The organism is Frankia sp. AgB1.9 (genome assembly GCF_016786355.1).
Classification (GTDB): Bacteria; Actinomycetota; Actinomycetes; order Frankiales; family Frankiaceae; genus Pseudofrankia.
In genome coordinates this window covers 14,159-29,638 of the sequence record NZ_JADWYX010000073.1, presented here as the reverse complement: position 1 = coordinate 29,638, position 15,480 = coordinate 14,159, and the positions used below count along the sequence as shown (strand labels likewise).

Here is a 15,480-nt window from a genome sequence, read left to right as displayed (position 1 = left end):
GCCAGGCACAGAGCCGCGCGGCGACTGGTGAGAGGCACCCGTCGTAGCACCGCGGTGCGGGTCGCCTATGCCCGCTGCGCCGAGGCCTGTGGGCCGCTGACCACGCCGCGGGGCGACAACCCGCGGGTGGAGTTTCGCTCCGTCGTGCCGCCGGGCCGCCGGTTAGCCCTGGCGCTGCTGTTCCTGTTCACGGCGCTGGTGAACCTGATCTTCGTCGGCTGGCTGCTGCTGCCCGCGCACGTGCCCGGGGCTGGCGTCGCCGGCGCGGGCGACTGGCGGCTGTTCCTGGCGCGCGTGAGCTTCTGCCTCGTCGTCCTCGTCGAGGTCATCAGGATCGTCCAGGTCTCCATCATCGGGATACTCGCCTGGTACGCCCGGGATCCGGTGCCCCTCGTCGCGCCGCCCGGGCTGCGGGTGGCGGTGCTCACGACGATCGTCCCCTCGAAGGAACCCGTCTCCGTCGTGGCGAGAACGCTGGGCGCGATGCGGGAGATCGCCTATCCGGACGGCTTTCTGACCGCCTGGATCCTGGACGAGGAGAACGATCCCGAGGTTCAGCGGGTCGCCGAGGACCTGGGCGTCCTGCATTTCAGCCGGCGCGGCCGCCCGGAATACAACCAGCCGGCCGGGGAGTTCCGGGCCAGGAGCAAGGCTGGAAATCACAACGCCTGGCGCGCCGAACACGAGCGCCACTATGACGTGGTGGCCCAGATGGACCCCGACCACGTCCCGCTCACCTGTTTCCTGGAACGCACCCTGGGCTATTTCCGCGACCCGGACGTCGCCTTCGTCGTGGCGCCCCAGGTCTACGGGAACATGCTGGAGAACCTGGTGGCGCAGGGCGCCTCGATGCAGCAGTACCTGTTCAACGGGGTGATCGAGCGCGGCGGGAACGGCCTCGACGCCCCGCTGCTCATCGGTACCAACCACCTCTACCGGCCGGCGGCCTGGCGACAGATCGGTGGCTACCAGGACTCGATCATCGAGGACCACCTGACCAGCATGCGCGTCCAGGGGACGATCAACCCGGCGACCGGGAATCCCTGGAAGGGCGTCTACACGCCCGATGTGATCGCGATCGGTGAGGCGCCCACCACCTGGACCGACTACTTCAACCAGCAGAAGCGATGGGCGTACGGCGTCTGGGACGTCAAGCTGCGCCGCCGGGCGAAAGCGGGAATCAGACTGCGGGCCCGCCAGCGCCTGCTGTACGGAATGGTCCAGTTCTACTACCCGAGCGTCGCGACGAGCCTGTTGTTCGGCAGCCTGGCGACGGTCGGCTACCTCGCTTTCGGCGCCTCCGCGGTCCATCTGCGCGGGGGGTCGTGGCTCACTCTGTGGATGGCCGCCCTGGGCAGCTGGGTCAGCATGTGGCTGTGGCTGCGCCGGTTCAACCTCGCCGAACACGAGAGACATGAGATCGGCATACCGGGCATGGTGCTCGCGCTGTTCGCCGGGCCGATCTACCTGTCGGCCGCGTTCGCGGCGGTGCTGCGCCGGCGTCTCGTCTACGCCGTGACCGCGAAGGGCGAGCTGCGCAGCACCGAGTCGCTCCGGACCTTCCGGCTGCACCTGGTCTGGGCCGTCGTCGCCGCGACGCTGCTGTGCGTCAACCTCGGCGTGAACCACCGGCACTTCGCCCCGCCGCAGCTCTGGGCGCTGCTCGCGCTGCTGGTCGGGCTGTCGCCACCGTTGCTCTCCGTGCGCCGGACGATCGCCGCGCGACGCAGGGGCCCGGCGGACGGTGGGCCGCCCAGGACGGTCCCGCCGCGCGCCCGCATGCACGTCGCCGCGGACCCGATGGAGTCCCAGCTCCTGCTGACGGCCCGGCTCGCCGAGGAAAGCTCCGTCACGGAGAACGGCCAGTGAGGCTGACGGTGCCGCGGGTGGTCGCGGTGGTCCTCGTCGTCGTGCTCGCCGGCTACGTCTTCCGGGTGGCCCCACACCTGTCCGGGCCCCGCCGGCCCGGGGCGGCGGTCCCGGCGGAGCTTCTGGCACCCTCCACCGAACTGGCCGCGGCGCCGACCCAGTTCCCGGAGCCGGGAAAGACCTTCGTCGGCATCATGACGACCGCCGGGGTCCACAGCTTCACCAATCTCCTCGACTTCACCCAGAAGACGAGCTACAAGCCCCGGGCCTACCAGTTCTCCGAGGGCTGGGCCGAGGACAAGTTCAATGCCAGCGACCTGAACAAGGTCGCGAGCCTTGGCATGATGCCGATCGTCGCGTGGGAGCCGTGGGACTTCTCCACCAAACCCCAGAGCGACAAGCTGCGCGGCGCCCAGCCGAAATACCGGCTCAGCAACATCATCGACGGCTCGTTCGACTCCTACATCCGCTCCTGGGCCCGCGGGGTCAAGACGCTCGACTACACGATCGGCCTGCGGTTCGCGCACGAGATGAACGGCTACTGGTATCCGTGGGCCGAACAGGCCAACGGCAACCAGCCGGGACAGTACGTCCAGGCCTGGCGCCACGTGCACGACATCTTCACGCAGGAGGGGGCGGCCAATGTGGTGTGGATCTGGAGCCCCAACGTCACCTATCCGAACTCCACCCCGCTCGCCGAGCTCTATCCGGGCGACGCGTATGTGGACTGGGTTGGTTTCTCCGGCTACTACGGCACCGTGGGCAACGAGACCTACAAGTCCTTCGACGAGATCTTCGCGAGCAGCCTCGCCGAGGTCCAGACCGTCACCCAGAAGCCGATCGTGATCACGGAGACCGGCGCGGCCGACAACGCGGGACTGAAGGCCGCGTGGATCGCCCAGCTCTTCGCCTCGCTACCGCGGTACCCGGAGATCATCGGGGTGATCTGGCAGGAGTCTACGAAGGAGGTCGACTGGCGGGTGGCCGTGTCCCCGGCCGCCTCCCGGGCCTTCGCCGTCGGCGCGGCCAACCCGCGTTACGACGCGACCTGGCGGTGGACGAGCAGACCCGAGCTGACCCTGCCGCTGCGCCCCTGACCAGCCGAAAGCCCGGGAACCCCCAAATTGCAGAGTTCCCGGGCGATCGTCCTAGACGAGACGCAACCCAGCTACAGACCCTGGACAAGCGTCCGCCGCGTACATCAACGCCACGTCCGAATCACGTTTGGGAGGGCGCTCAGCGCCCGACCAAGGCAGAGCGGTCGGAGGCGCGAAGCGCCGTCTCCGACCGATCGCCGTAGGCCGGCTCCAGGGCCAGGTCCAGGACCTCACGGACGTCCGAGACCAGGTGGACGGTGAGCGCGTCGCGCACCGCCGCCGGCACGTCGTCCAGGTCCGGCCCGTTGCGGCTCGGCAGCAGGACCGTGGTGATGCCGGCCCGGTGCGCGGCGAGCAGCTTCTGCTTCACCCCGCCGATCGGCAGCACCCGCCCGGTCAGCGACACCTCACCGGTCATCGCCACCTCGGCCCGGACCGGCCGGCCCGACAGCAGCGACGCGAGCGCGGTCGTCATCGTGACGCCGGCGCTCGGCCCGTCCTTGGGCACCGCTCCGGCCGGGACGTGGACGTGGACCCCGCGCTTGGCCAGGTCACCGACCGGCAGCTCCAGCTCGGCGCCGCGTGACCGCAGGTAGGACAGCGCGATCTGCGCCGACTCCTTCATCACGTCGCCCAGCTGGCCGGTCAGGGTCAGGCCGGAGGCGCCGGTCTCCGAGTCGGCCAGCGACGCCTCGATGAACAGCACGTCGCCGCCGGCGCCGGTCACCGCGAGGCCGGTCGCCACGCCGGGCAGCGCCGTCCGCTCGGCCGACTCGGGGGTGTGCCGCGGCCGGCCCAGGTAGCCGACCAGGTCCCCGGCGCCGACCGTGACCGGCGCGCGGGTGCCCGTCCCGTCGAGCGCGACCTGCGCGGCGATCTTGCGCAGCACCCGGGCGATCGCGCGCTCCAGGTCACGCACGCCCGCCTCGCGGGTGTACTCGCCGGCCAGCAGCCGCAGCGTCTCGTCCTCGAAGGTGACCTCGCCGTCGGCGAAGCCGGCCCGCTCGCGCTGGCGGGGCAGCAGGTGGTCCCGGGCGATGACGACCTTCTCGTCCTCGGTGTAGCCGTCGAGGCGGACCAGCTCCATCCGGTCCAGCAGCGGCCCGGGGATCGACTCGATCACGTTCGCGGTCGCCAGGAACAGCACGTCGGACAGGTCCAGCTCGACCTCGAGGTAGTGGTCACGGAACGTGTGGTTCTGCGCCGGGTCGAGCACCTCGAGCAGGGCCGCTGTCGGGTCGCCGCGGTAGTCGGCGCCGACCTTGTCGACCTCGTCGAGCAGCACGACGGGGTTCATCGTGCCCGCCTCGGTGATCGCCCGGACGATCCGGCCGGGCATCGCGCCGACGTAGGTGCGCCGGTGGCCGCGGATCTCCGCCTCGTCCCGGATGCCACCGAGGGCGACCCGGACGAACTTGCGGCCCATCGCGCGGGCGACCGACTCACCGAGCGAGGTCTTGCCGACCCCGGGCGGGCCGGCGAGGGCCAGCACGGCGCCGCTGCGCCGACCGCCGACGACGCCCAGCCCAGCGTCCGTGCGCTGGCGGCGGACGGCCAGGTACTCGATGATCCGGTCCTTCACGTCGTCGAGGCCGGCGTGGTCGGCGTCCAGCACGGCGCGGGCGCCGGCGATGTCGTAGGAGTCCTCGGTCCTGGAGCTCCATGGCAGGTCGAGGACCGTGTCCAGCCAGGTGCGGATCCAGCCGCCCTCCGGCGACTGGTCGGAGGTCCGCTCCAGCTTGTCGACCTCCTTGAGGGCCGCCGCGCGGACCTTCTCGGGAAGGTCGGCCGCCTCGACGCGGGCCCGGTAGTCGTCGGTGTTCTCGCCGTCGCCGCCCTCGCCGCCGCCGGAGAGCTCGCGCAGCTCCTTGCGGACGGCCTCCAGCTGGCGGCGCAGCAGGAACTCGCGCTGCTGACGGTCCATCCCCTCCTGGACGTCCTTGCGGATCGTCTCGGCGACGTCCAGCTCGGCGAGGTGCTCCCTGGTCCAGGCCAGCACCTTCTCCAGCCGGGTGGTGACGTCGGCGGCCTCCAGCAGCTCCAGCTTCTGGGCGGCGGTCAGGTAGGGGGCGTAGCCGGCGGTGTCGGCCAGCGCGGACGGGTCGTCGATCGAGGTCACCGAGTCGACCACCTGCCAGGCACCGCGCTGCTGCAGCAGGGTGGTGACGAGGGCCTTGTACTCGCGGGCCAGCTCGGCGAGCTTTCCGGTCGGGGTCGTGCCGGTCGGCTCGAGGATCGTCGCCTCGACCCACAGGGCGGCGCCGGGGCCGGTCGAGCCGGTGCCGATCCGGGCCCGCCCGACGGCGCGCACGACGGCGGCGGGCTCGCCGCCGGGCAGCCGGCCGACCTGCTCGATCACGCCGAGCGCGGCGACGGCGGCGTACTTCCCGTCGAGGCGCGGAGTCAGCAGCACCTCGGCCTTGCGGCTCGCGGAGCCACTGTCGGCGCCGGCCGGGGCGCGCGACTGGGCCGCGGCGCGGGCCGCGTCGACCGCGGCGCGCGTCTCGACGTCGGACAGGGCAAGCGGCACGACCATGCCGGGCAGCACGACCACGTCGTCGATCGGCAGGACGGGCAGCACACGGTTCTGAGTCACGTAGGCACATCCACTCAAGGTCGGAACGGTGGTCGGCAGACCCAATGAACTTGAGCCTGACCGACTAAAGTCACCGGAGCCGCCTGTTGTTCCTCCCGCCCACCCATCCCGCGTTCGCCCAGAGGCGAACGGCAAATGCCTAAATCGTCGAGGCGTCGATCACGAAGCGGTAGCGGACGTCGCTGGCCACGACACGGTCGTAGGCGACGTTGACGTCGGCGGCGGTGATCAGCTCGATCTCGGCCGAGATGCCATGCTCGGCGCAGAAGTCGAGCATCTCCTGGGTCTCCCGGATCCCGCCGATGTTGGAGCCGGTGAGGCTGCGGCGGGCCGCGATCAACGAGAACGCCCGGTACGCGCCGGGGTCGGCGGGGCCACCGACGTTGCACATCGTGCCGTCGAGCCGCAGCAGCGACAGGTAGGCGTCGAGGTCCAGGTTCGCCGAGACCGTGTTGAGGATGAAGTCCAGGCTGCCGCGCAGCTCCTGGAACGTCGCCGGGTCGCTGGTGGCCCGGTACCGGTCGGCGCCGAGGCGCAGGCCGTCCTTCTCCTTGGCCAGCGACTGGCTGAGCACGGTCACCTCGGCGCCCAGGGCGTGCGCGAGCTGGACGCCCATGTGCCCGAGGCCGCCCAGGCCGACGACGGCGACCTTCGACCCGGGGCCGACTTTCCAGTGGCGCAGCGGCGAGTACGTCGTGATCCCGGCGCACAGCAGCGGCGCGGCGGCGTCGAGCGCCAGGGCGTCGGGGACCCGAAGCACGTAGGCCTCGCGGACGACGATCTGCTGGCTGTAGCCGCCGTAGGTGGGCTCGCCGTCGTAGTCGGTGCCGTTGTAGGTGAACACCGGGTTCGGGCCCGTGCAGTACTGCTCCTCCCCCGCGACGCACGCGTCGCACCGCTCGCAGGAGCTCACGAAGCAGCCGACGCCCACCCGGTCCCCGACCGCGAACCGGGTGACGTCCGCGCCCACGGCCGCCACCACGCCGGTGATCTCGTGGCCGGGCACCATCGGGAAGATCGCCGGGCCCCACTCCTGGCGGGCCTGGTGGATGTCGCTGTGACAGATCCCGGCGAACCTGATGTCGATCACGATGTCGTCCGGGCGCGGGGCGCGTCGCGAGATCGTGGTCGGCACGAGGGCCGCGCCGGCGGCGGGGACGGCAAGCGCCCGTACGGTAGCCATGGTCTCTCCTTTGATGATCGTGGCGTCAGGTCGCGGGCGGTGGCGGCCCGGACGGGGAGGTGGACGGCAGGGGGCCGAGCAGCGCCAACGCGGCAGCGGCCATCGCGTGGGCGTACCGGGTCGCGCCGGCGGACGGGACCGGGCACCGCGTCATCGGCGCCAGCTCGATCGGGCAGAAGTGCACGCCGTCGGGGCTGCGCACCGTGACCTGACCGCCCGCCGGGCACACGTCGCCCAGGCCGCAGGGCACCGTCTGCGCGTACCGCCCGGCGGGGTCGGTGACGGCCCGGCCGGCGGGCACCACGGTCGTGTTCGGCACCTGCCCGGCGATCTTCTGCCAGAGCTGGTCCAGCGAGGTGAGCCCCTGCGCGTCGACGGTCTGGTCCCGTCTCGGTGGGGCCTCGACGAGCACGACGTGCGCGCCGTCGCGGGACAGCCGGGCGGCCGCGGCCAGGACGTCCGAGCGGTACGCGCTGGTCAGGTCCCGGCCCTTCATGCACTTCGTGCCGGTGTTGCCGGAGAAGGCCAGCACCGCGACGGTCGGGTGCCACCTGCGCGACTGCTTGCGGATGTCGGACAGCCAGTCGCAGGGCGCGGTGCCGCCGTAGGTGTGCAGGAGCAGCGACGTGCCGCCGGCGGCCGTCACGTCCGCCGCGAAGTCGTCCTGCGCCTCCCACGCCATCGAGTCGCCCCAGAGCGCGACCCGCCGCCCACCGGAGCTGTGGTGCGTGCTGTGACCCAGGACTCCCACCAGTGCCACCACGACCGCGACGATCAGCAGCCAGCCGATCGGCCCCGGGCGGCCGGCCGGTCCGCGGCTCAACTGGCGGCGAGGAAGCGGTCCAGCACGCGGGTGCCGAACTTCAGCGCCTCGGTCGGGACGCGCTCGTCGACGCCGTGGAACATGCCGGAGAAGTCCAGGTCGGGCGGCAGCTTCAGCGGCGAGAAGCCGAAGCAGCGGATGCCCAGCTGGGAGAACGACTTCGCGTCCGTGCCGCCGGACAGCATGTACGGGACGGCGCGGGCGCCGGGATCCTCGGCGCGCAGCGCGGCGGCCATCGCGTCCACCATCGGCCCGTCAAACGGCGTCTCGACCGCGCGGTCCAGCACGACCCACTCGCGCTGGATGTCCGGGCCGATCAGCTCGTCGATCTGGCGGACGAACTCGTCCTCGCGACCGGGCAGGAACCGGCCGTCGACACCGGCCGTCGCCTCGCCGGGGATCACGTTCACCTTGTGCCCGGCGTTGAGCTGGGTCGGGTTCGCGGTGTCGCTGATCGTCGCGCCGATCATCCGGGCCAGCCCGCCGAGCTTGGCGACCGTCGCCTCCAGGTTGTCGTAGTCCATCTCGATGCCGAGGGCGTCGCCCAGGGAGTCGAGGAACTGGTGGACGGTCGGGGTGAGCACGACCGGGAACCTGTGCTGGCCGATCCGGGTGACGGCCTCGACCAGCTTCGTGACCGCGTTGTCCGTGGAGAGCATCGAGCCGTGGCCGGCCCGGCCGCGGGCGGTCAGCTTCATCCAGGCCATGCCCTTCTCGGCGGTCTGGATGAGGTAGAGGCGCAGGTCGTCGCGGACCGTGTAGGAGAAGCCGCCGACCTCGCTGATCGCGTCGGTGCAGTCGGCGAACAGGTCCCTGTGGTTGTCCACCAGCCAGTGGGCACCGAGCGGCCCGCCGGCCTCCTCGTCGGCGACGAACGCGACGACGAGGTCGCGCGGGGGCTTGCGGCCGGTCCTGGCCCGGTCGCGGATGACCGCCAGGGTCATCGCGTCCATGTCCTTCATGTCGATCGCGCCACGACCCCACAGGCAGCCGTCGGCCTCCTCGCCGCCGAAGGGATGGTGCCGCCACTCGGCCGGGTCGGCCGCGACGACGTCGAGATGCCCGTGGATGAGCAGCGGCGGCCGGCTCGGGTCGGTGCCCTCGATCCGGGTGATCACGCTGGTCCGGCCCGGCTGCGACTCCAGCAGCGTCGGTTCGAGGCCGACGTCGGCGAGCTTCGCCGCGACGTACTCGGCGGCAGCCCGCTCGAAACCGTCGCCGTTGCCCCGGTTCGTCGAGTCGATCATCAGGAGGTCCCGGCAGAGCTCGACGACCTCGTCCTGCGCGCCCGTCGACGGCAGCGCCCGCGTCGCCGCCGCGACGTCGCCCGCCTGCCTCGTCTGGGTTCCGGAGAAGGTCGTGGATTCGCTCGCCATGGCGGTAAGTCTGCCCCGGGCTTCCCGCGCGTGCCGGATCGGCCACGTATCCAGCCAGGCCCCGGTAACCCGCTGGCAACATTGAGGAAGGTAAGGGGGCGAGACCCGCCACGTCCCGCGCGGCTTCGGACACGTGCCGCACGGGTACAGGGCCTGCGCCAGCACGAGGGGGGACTGATGATCGCCTACAGGTGTCCGCGCGCCGACCTGGGCTGCGACAGCGACTTCGTCTCATCGAGCGAGCTGGACAACCATCTGCGCTGGCAACACGGCTACCGGCGCTCCTCGCGGTACGCCGCCGCGTTCCGGCCGGCGCAGCTGCCGCCCGTCGGCGGGAAGGCCGCCGTGGCCGCGCTCGACGCCAGGCGGGCCGCCCGGGCCAGGCGGGCCGCGGCCGGCGCCCGCGGCTTCCGGCCGGCCGCGACGACGGGCGCCACCCGCGCGTCCGCCGGCCGCCTGCGCCGGCTCACCCGGCGCGGCTGACCGTCACCGGCCGCCTAACCTGACAATGTCGTAAGATTCGCAGGTGTTGCCTTCCCGTCGACCAAACTTTTCACCACGATCGTTCTGCACCGGGGGGCGGGCGGCTCACGCTGTTCGCCGCCCGCTGATCAGCTCCGCGGCTGGCCCGCAGCCGTCCGGCTGGGTATGCCGGCGAGGTGACTAGTCCGATGGCCACCCCGCTCTACGAGCTTAAGGCCCAGTTCTTCCGTTCCCTCGCCCATCCGGCCCGGATCCGCGTGCTCGAGCTGCTGCGCGAGGGGGAACGGTCCGTCGGCGAACTGGTCGGGGACGTCGGCCTGGAGGCGTCGCACCTGTCCCAGCAACTGGGGGTGCTGCGCCGGGCCGGGCTCGTGACCACCCGCAAACAGGGCACGACCGTCTACTACGCCCTGTCGACACCGCTGCTCGCCGACCTGCTCGATCAGACCCGCCTGATCCTCACCGGCGTGCTGAACGAACAGGCGGAGATCCTGCGGGACCTGCTCGACGCCCATCGCTGACCCGGTCAGCTCAACTCCAGGCAGACGAAACCCGGGCGTCCTGGGACGCCCGGGTTTCGCCGCTGGCTGATCGGCGTGAACGCTGATCGACGTGAACTCAGTAGGACGAGGCGCGCGCCTCGTCCTCCTCGTCCTCGTACTGGTCGCCCCAGCCGGCGTGGCCGTCCACGCCGTCCGTCTGGTCGCCGAAGCCGTCGTCCGACACGGCCCCGAGGTCGGCGCGCAGCCGGTCGAGATCGATGTTCGGCGACTGGTACTTGAGCTCCCGAGCGACCCTCGTCTGCTTCGCCTTGGCCCGACCCCGCCCCATGGCCCGACTCCCTTCCGCGGCGCGGGGGCCCCGCCGCCGCGCGTCGTGCTTGTCGCCCGTGCCTGCCGAACGTCCCACGAGCCGCCACCCGCGCGCGGTCTCGTCGTCAGTGGCCGACCGCTGAATACCTTACAACCTTCTCAGATTGTGAGCGTTGCGGTGACCGGCGTTGCGGCCTGCGCCACCTCCGGCGCCGTCGGTCTTTCCCGGCCGGTGCCACGCCGCGCCACCGCCCGCCCGGCGGCGGGTCAACCGGCGGGATCGGCGGTGGCCGAGTGCGGTGAAGATGCCACACTGAGGGCGTGACGGACGAGCGCAACGTCCTCGGCGGCCCGCTGGAGCCGTGCGGGACTGACCCGATGACCGGTTTCGCCCGGGATGGCTGCTGCAGCAGCGGACCGGAGGATCTCGGTAGCCACACCGTCTGCGCCGTGGTCACCAAGGAGTTCCTGGATCACCAGCGCGAGGTCGGCAACGACCTGTCCACGCCGCGGCCGGAGTGGGCCTTCCCGGGCCTGAAGCCAGGTGACCGGTGGTGTGTGGTCGCCGCCCGCTGGCTGCAGGCTTACCGGGCCGGGGTCGCCGCCCCGGTGGTCCTCGCGTCCACCAACGCCCGTGCCCTGGAGCTCGTCCCGCTCGACGCCCTGCGCGAGCATGCCGTCGACGTTCCCGCCGACCCCCGGTCGCTCACCTGACCGGCGGCCGCTCGGCGCGGTCCCAGGCTGCCTAGCCCTCGATCCAGCCGTTCTTCTCGGCCAGCCGGGTCATGCCGCGTCTGATGGCGAGGATCTGGGCGCCGGTGAGGGTCGGCTCGGTCTGCAGGAGGATCTCGGTGACCTCCCGGGAGAACTCCTTCGCCGACGGGACGTAGAAGAAGTCCTCGCCCTCGTCACCGGGCTCCCGCACGGCAGCGCCCTCGGCTGGCGCGCCGGGCGTGGCGGCACCGGGCGCGGACCGCACCAGCCGGGCACCCGTCGCCTTGGGCCCGCGATCGCCCTGCTCAACCTCGAACTCCATCATCACGCCCGCGGTCACGAGATGCTTGTCGACCAGCAGGTCGTTGGCGTGCAGGAAGATGTCCTCCCCGCCGCCGGTAGGCGCGATGAACCCGTAGCCCCGAACCTGATCGAACCTCAACACCCTGCCTGTACGCACACATCACCCCGTAAAACACCGAACACCGGACCGCTGACTGTGTCTCAGCTCCGCCGTCTCCAGCTCCGACGTCCCCAGCACCGACGTCTCCAGCTCCGACGTCACTCGCTCGGCTGCGCGCCGGCCGTCACACGGTCAACGCACGAGTCTAGCCGGTTTGCCCGTCGGGCCACGGGTACCCACCGTGCGTGTGCAGCCAGGGGGGACCCCAGGAGTCTGCCGGCCTGGTCGCCGGGCTGCTCCAGGACATCAGCGAGCTGACCCAGGCGCACCACCGGCTCCAGCTGCTCCTCGACAACGCGCCGGTCGGGCTGGCCCTGTTCGATGAGGACGGCCAGGTGCTGGCCTCCGGCGGCCTGGTTCCGGTGGCCACCGCGGCGGCGCTGGCGGTGGCCAAGCGATCGTCCGCGTTCGTGGCCCTGCGCCGCCAGCCGGACGCCCTGGCGCTGTTGAGACAGGCCCTGGACGGCACCAGGGGCCACGACGTGCTCAGCATCGCCGGACGCTGGCACTACGCCGACCTGATCCCGGTGTCGGACGGATCGGACCGGCCACGCGTCGTCGGCATCGTCGCGGACGTCAACGACCTGCACACGGCGATGGCGGAGCTGCGCACGCAGACGGACCGCCAGACCGCGATGGCCGACCTCGCGCAACGGGTCCTGGAGATCTCCGACGAGCAGGCCCTCTGGGATCTCGGCGTCAGGACTCTCACCGAGCAGCTCGACGCGGACGAGGTCACCATCGTGCCCCGGCGAGCCACGACGGGCGGGCCGCCCGACGCGGCGCCGAATGCGGCGGACGGCCCGGACGGCCCGTTCGGGCGGGCCGCGCCCGACGCCCAGGCCGCCGGCCACCCGCGCGACGACGCCCAGGATCTGCGGGCCATGTTGTGGCGCACCGACGCGACCGGGCGGGTACCCACCCGGCCGCGGCCTGACGATGACCGGCTGCCTCGGGAGCTGCGGGTGTCGGCGGGCCGGGTGGACGCGCCGACCGGCACGGTGGTCGTGCGTCGAGGGCGCGGGCTCGCCGCCGACGAGCAGGCGTTCGTCCGCTCCGCGGCGGCGCTGCTCGGCGCGGCCTCGATCCGGATCCGGATGGAGGAGGCCGCGCGCCACGCCTCCCTGCACGACGCGCTCACCGGGCTGCCCAACCGGGACGCGCTGCTGCGGCGGCTGCGGCGCGGCCTGCGCCGGGAACGGGCCGACGGCTGCCGGGTCGGCGTGCTGTTCATCGACCTCGACGGCTTCAAGGCGGTGAACGACACGCTTGGCCACCAGGCCGGCGACGAGCTGCTGCGGACGATCGGCCGCCGGCTGGCGCACGAGGTCCGCCCCGGCGACGTGGTCGGGCGGCTTTCCGGCGACGAGTTCGCGGTGCTGTGCGAAGGGGTGCGGGACGTCGACGACCTGGCCGTCATCGCGGAGCGGGTCCGGCGCTGCCTGTCCAGGCCGGTCGCGCTGCGCCATGCGGTCAGCGTCGGCGGCAGTGTGGGCCTCGCCGTCTCCGGGCCCGACCTCGACGACGCGGAGGACCTGCTGAACGCGGCCGACATGGCGATGTACGAGGCGAAACGACTGGGGCGCGGTGGCAGCGCCGCGTTCGACGGGCGGATCCGGGCGAACCTGGCCACCCGCCTGCGGGACACCACCGGCCTGCGGCGCGCCCTGTCCAGCGACGCCCTGATCCTGCGGTACGCGCCGGTCGCCGCTCTGGACGGCACTATCGTCGGCGCCGAGGCGCTCCCCTGCTGGCCCCACCCGGACAACGGCCTGGTCGGGCTGGACGCGATCGGCCCCATCGCGGCCGAGGCGGGCCTCACGGTCGATCTCGACCACTGGCTGGTCCAGGCCGTCGGCCGGACGGCGGGACCCGGCGGCCCCCCGCGCCAGCGGCCGCCGCGGCTCTACCTGCGGATCTCCGAGCGTGGCGCCGCCGACCCCGACCTGCGACACGCGCTCACCGCGCTGGCCGCCCGGGCCGAACCGGGCGCCGCGATCCCACACGTCCTGCTGCCCGACCGGTTCATCGAGCACGACCGGGGCCGAGCCGGCGAGGCGGTCGCCGAGCTGGTGGACGCCGGCGCGGCAGTGTGGTTCGACTTCACCGAGAACGGGCCGCTGCGGGCGGTGTCGAGACACACCCTGCCCGTGGCGGTCACCGGCATCAGGCTCGGAGACCTTCAGGTCCGCGACGCGGACAGCGACGTCAGGGTCGGGGCGATCCTCGCCGGGATCGTGCGGTTCGCGCACGTGATGAGGCTGGAGGTCGCGGCCAACGAGGTCAACCGGCCGGCTGAGCTGGCCGCCGTGCGCGCGGTGGGCTGCGACGTCGTCGAGGGGGCGGTGGTGGGCCCGCCGGCGCCAGACCCGCCCTGGTGACCAGCCAGCCCACGGGTCAGAGGAACATCGGGGACGGGGCGAACTCGGCCCGGATCTCCGGCTCCGGGTCTTCGACGAGCCGGGTCGGCCGGTCGAAGACCATCGTCGCGCGGTCCTCGGTCGTGTAGGCGGGCCAGTTTGGCAGGTCGAGGTGATTCGGGTCGCCCTCATGGGCGAACGCGATCCAGGCCCCGGCGACCTCGTCGACGAGGCGGTGCACGTCCGGGTCGGCGCCACCGATGCGGGCCCGGTCGTGGTTGTCGAAGACCAGCGGCAGGTCCAGGCAGTGCGGGGCGCCGAGGATGCCGTCGAGCACCGGGCTGCGCCAGGAGAGCAGGTAGGCGTGGACGGGTGCGGCGCCCCCGTCGGCGCGCCGGTCCGCGAGCAGGAACGTGCTGGTCTGGAAGCCGATGCCCTGGCTCCAGGCCCGCAGGAACGACGGCGTCCAGTAGGGCCGCAGCCGGCGCAGCAGCTCGACGCGCTCGTCGGTCCGCTCGCCCCACGCGTCGCGCAGCCCCGGCCTGACCTCGTCCATCGTGAACCCGCCGAACCGCGGGTGGAAGGCGGACATGAAGGCCGCCTCGTCGGCCGTGCAGCCGATCAGGACCGGCACGTCGCGGCCGGCGGGCGCGGGCCCGGGGTCGCCCGGGTGCGCCGGGATCGTCGTCCCGTCCAGAACGGGGGCGAAGCCCAGCGGGCCCGGTCCCGCGCCCGCCAGCGTGACCTTCGCCGCCGCGGTCATGAGCGCGGCGCTCGGCAAGTCCGCCAGCCGGTCCAGGTCGTGGCGCGGGTCCAGATCAAGGGCGCGCAACAGGGCGTGCGCGGCCCGGTCGGCCCGGTCGGCGGTGACGGCCCGCAGCGCGGGCCCGCTCTGGATCGCGGCCCGGTGCACCAGCCCGCGAGCGGCCGGCATGGCGAGCAGGTTCGAGACCTTCGCGCCGCCGCCAGACTGACCGAAGACCATCACCCGGTCGGGGTCGCCGCCGAACCGCGCGATGTTGTCGCGAACCCAGGCCAGCGCCAGCGTGATGTCGAGCAGGCCCGCGTTGCCGGAGCCGGCCCACCGGTCGCCACCCGTCTCGGCGAGGTGCAGGAAGCCGAGGACACCGAGCCGGTGGTTGACGGTCACGACGACGACGTCGCCACGCCTGGCCAGCCGGTCCCCCACGTACACGGCGTTGTTCGCGCTGCCGCTGGAGAACCCGCCGCCGTGCAGCCAGACCATGACCGGGCGGCGGGCGTCGTCACGGCCGGGCGTCCAGATGTTGAGGTTCAGGCAGTCCTCGCTGACCGGGCCCTGGTCGCCGCCGCCGGTCAGGTTGATCAGCGTGATGCTGCGCCGCAGGGTGGCCGACCGGTCGGCGCTCGGGTCGTCGGCGCCGTAGCGCGCTCCCAGCCGCAGCATCGACTGCTTGCACCGGGCGCCCCAGCGGGTGCAGTCGCGCACCCCGGCCCACGGCTCGGGCGGCAGCGGCGGCTGGAACCGCCGGCCGCCCGACGTCGGCCCGCCGTAGGGAACGCCCAGGAAGGCGAGCGTCCCGTTGTCCTCGACGCGCCCCGTCACCAGGCCGGCGGTGGTCTCCACGACGCCGGTCACGCGACCTCCAGGGCTGGGGACGGCCGGGCTGTGGCCGGCGCCACGCCCAACCAGGGGCCTACCCGGCTCGTGGGCGCGGCGGGAGC

Annotated in this window: 13 protein-coding genes; 6 read left to right on the top strand and 7 right to left on the bottom strand. The window is 72.6% G+C overall.

From position 1 onward, the window contains the following. The first annotated feature begins 27 nt into the window (after positions 1-27). Together I6A60_RS25950 and I6A60_RS25945 are read left to right on the top strand one after the other, a co-directional pair. On the top strand, positions 28-1,869 hold the full coding sequence (locus tag I6A60_RS25950) for a glycosyltransferase family 2 protein (protein WP_307873874.1): 1,842 nt from the start codon (positions 28-30) through the stop codon (positions 1,867-1,869). After that, positions 1,866-2,966, top strand: coding sequence for a glycosyl hydrolase (locus I6A60_RS25945; RefSeq protein WP_203024420.1), 1,101 nt, complete (start codon positions 1,866-1,868; stop codon positions 2,964-2,966). Before I6A60_RS25950 ends, I6A60_RS25945 begins: the two co-directional genes overlap by 4 nt. 139 nt (positions 2,967-3,105) lie before the next feature. Here I6A60_RS25945 and lon read toward each other — a convergent pair whose 3' ends face one another. From lon to I6A60_RS25925, 4 genes are all read right to left on the bottom strand, one after another. Then, positions 3,106-5,562 carry an endopeptidase La gene (gene lon / locus I6A60_RS25940; protein WP_203024419.1) on the bottom strand — a complete coding sequence of 819 codons (2,457 nt, stop codon included), beginning with the start codon at positions 5,560-5,562 and terminating at the stop codon, positions 3,106-3,108. A gap of 139 nt (positions 5,563-5,701) precedes the next feature. Next, complete coding sequence (locus tag I6A60_RS25935; RefSeq protein ID WP_203024418.1) at positions 5,702-6,745, bottom strand: NAD(P)-dependent alcohol dehydrogenase; 1,044 nt, start codon at positions 6,743-6,745, stop codon at positions 5,702-5,704. Positions 6,746-6,770: 25 nt separating this feature from the next. After that, the gene (locus I6A60_RS25930; protein WP_203024417.1) at positions 6,771-7,568 is read right to left on the bottom strand and encodes a hypothetical protein; all 798 of its coding nucleotides are present in this window, start codon (positions 7,566-7,568) and stop codon (positions 6,771-6,773) included. Beyond that, positions 7,565-8,944, bottom strand: coding sequence for a M20/M25/M40 family metallo-hydrolase (locus I6A60_RS25925; RefSeq protein ID WP_238436254.1), 1,380 nt, complete (start codon positions 8,942-8,944; stop codon positions 7,565-7,567). Before I6A60_RS25925 ends, I6A60_RS25930 begins: the two co-directional genes overlap by 4 nt. A 177-nt stretch (positions 8,945-9,121) precedes the next feature. Between I6A60_RS25925 and I6A60_RS25920 the strand changes: the two genes are divergently transcribed. Beyond that, on the top strand, positions 9,122-9,427 hold the full coding sequence (locus tag I6A60_RS25920; protein WP_203024416.1) for a hypothetical protein: 306 nt from the start codon (positions 9,122-9,124) through the stop codon (positions 9,425-9,427). Between the two features lie 188 nt (positions 9,428-9,615). Beyond that, on the top strand, positions 9,616-9,948 hold the full coding sequence (locus I6A60_RS25915; RefSeq protein WP_013425727.1) for a metalloregulator ArsR/SmtB family transcription factor: 333 nt from the start codon (positions 9,616-9,618) through the stop codon (positions 9,946-9,948). 97 nt (positions 9,949-10,045) lie between these two features. On the opposite strand, the gene I6A60_RS25910 is transcribed toward I6A60_RS25915, so the two are convergent. Next, positions 10,046-10,258, bottom strand: coding sequence for a DUF3073 domain-containing protein (locus I6A60_RS25910; RefSeq protein WP_013425728.1), 213 nt, complete (start codon positions 10,256-10,258; stop codon positions 10,046-10,048). 302 nt (positions 10,259-10,560) lie between these two features. On the opposite strand from I6A60_RS25910, the gene I6A60_RS25905 reads away from it, so the two are divergent. Continuing rightward, the gene (locus I6A60_RS25905) at positions 10,561-10,953 is read left to right on the top strand and encodes a DUF2237 family protein (protein ID WP_203024415.1); all 393 of its coding nucleotides are present in this window, start codon (positions 10,561-10,563) and stop codon (positions 10,951-10,953) included. 31 nt (positions 10,954-10,984) lie between these two features. On the opposite strand, the gene I6A60_RS25900 is transcribed toward I6A60_RS25905, so the two are convergent. Continuing rightward, on the bottom strand, positions 10,985-11,413 hold the full coding sequence (locus I6A60_RS25900; protein WP_203024414.1) for a cold shock domain-containing protein: 429 nt from the start codon (positions 11,411-11,413) through the stop codon (positions 10,985-10,987). A gap of 188 nt (positions 11,414-11,601) precedes the next feature. On the opposite strand from I6A60_RS25900, the gene I6A60_RS43685 reads away from it, so the two are divergent. Next, positions 11,602-13,797: a diguanylate cyclase domain-containing protein gene (locus tag I6A60_RS43685; RefSeq protein WP_203024413.1), complete on the top strand. Its 2,196-nt coding sequence runs from the start codon at positions 11,602-11,604 to the stop codon at positions 13,795-13,797. Between the two features lie 16 nt (positions 13,798-13,813). Here the strand turns inward: I6A60_RS43685 and I6A60_RS25890 are convergent, their stop codons facing one another. After that, entirely contained in the window at positions 13,814-15,394 is a 1,581-nt protein-coding gene (locus I6A60_RS25890; protein WP_203024412.1) for a carboxylesterase/lipase family protein, read from the bottom strand. Between the last annotated feature and the right edge of the window lie 86 nt (positions 15,395-15,480).

Excerpts from the sequence above, each read along its gene's own strand:
- I6A60_RS25915 (WP_013425727.1), top strand. The coding sequence starts at position 9,616 with ATGGCCACCCCGCTCTACGAGCTTAAGGCCCAGTTCTTCCGTTCCCTC.
- I6A60_RS25935 (WP_203024418.1), bottom strand. The coding sequence starts at position 6,745 with ATGGCTACCGTACGGGCGCTTGCCGTCCCCGCCGCCGGCGCGGCCCTC.
- I6A60_RS25910 (WP_013425728.1), bottom strand. The coding sequence starts at position 10,258 with ATGGGGCGGGGTCGGGCCAAGGCGAAGCAGACGAGGGTCGCTCGGGAG.
- I6A60_RS25925 (WP_238436254.1), bottom strand. The coding sequence starts at position 8,944 with ATGGCGAGCGAATCCACGACCTTCTCCGGAACCCAGACGAGGCAGGCG.
- I6A60_RS25920 (WP_203024416.1), top strand. The coding sequence starts at position 9,122 with ATGATCGCCTACAGGTGTCCGCGCGCCGACCTGGGCTGCGACAGCGAC.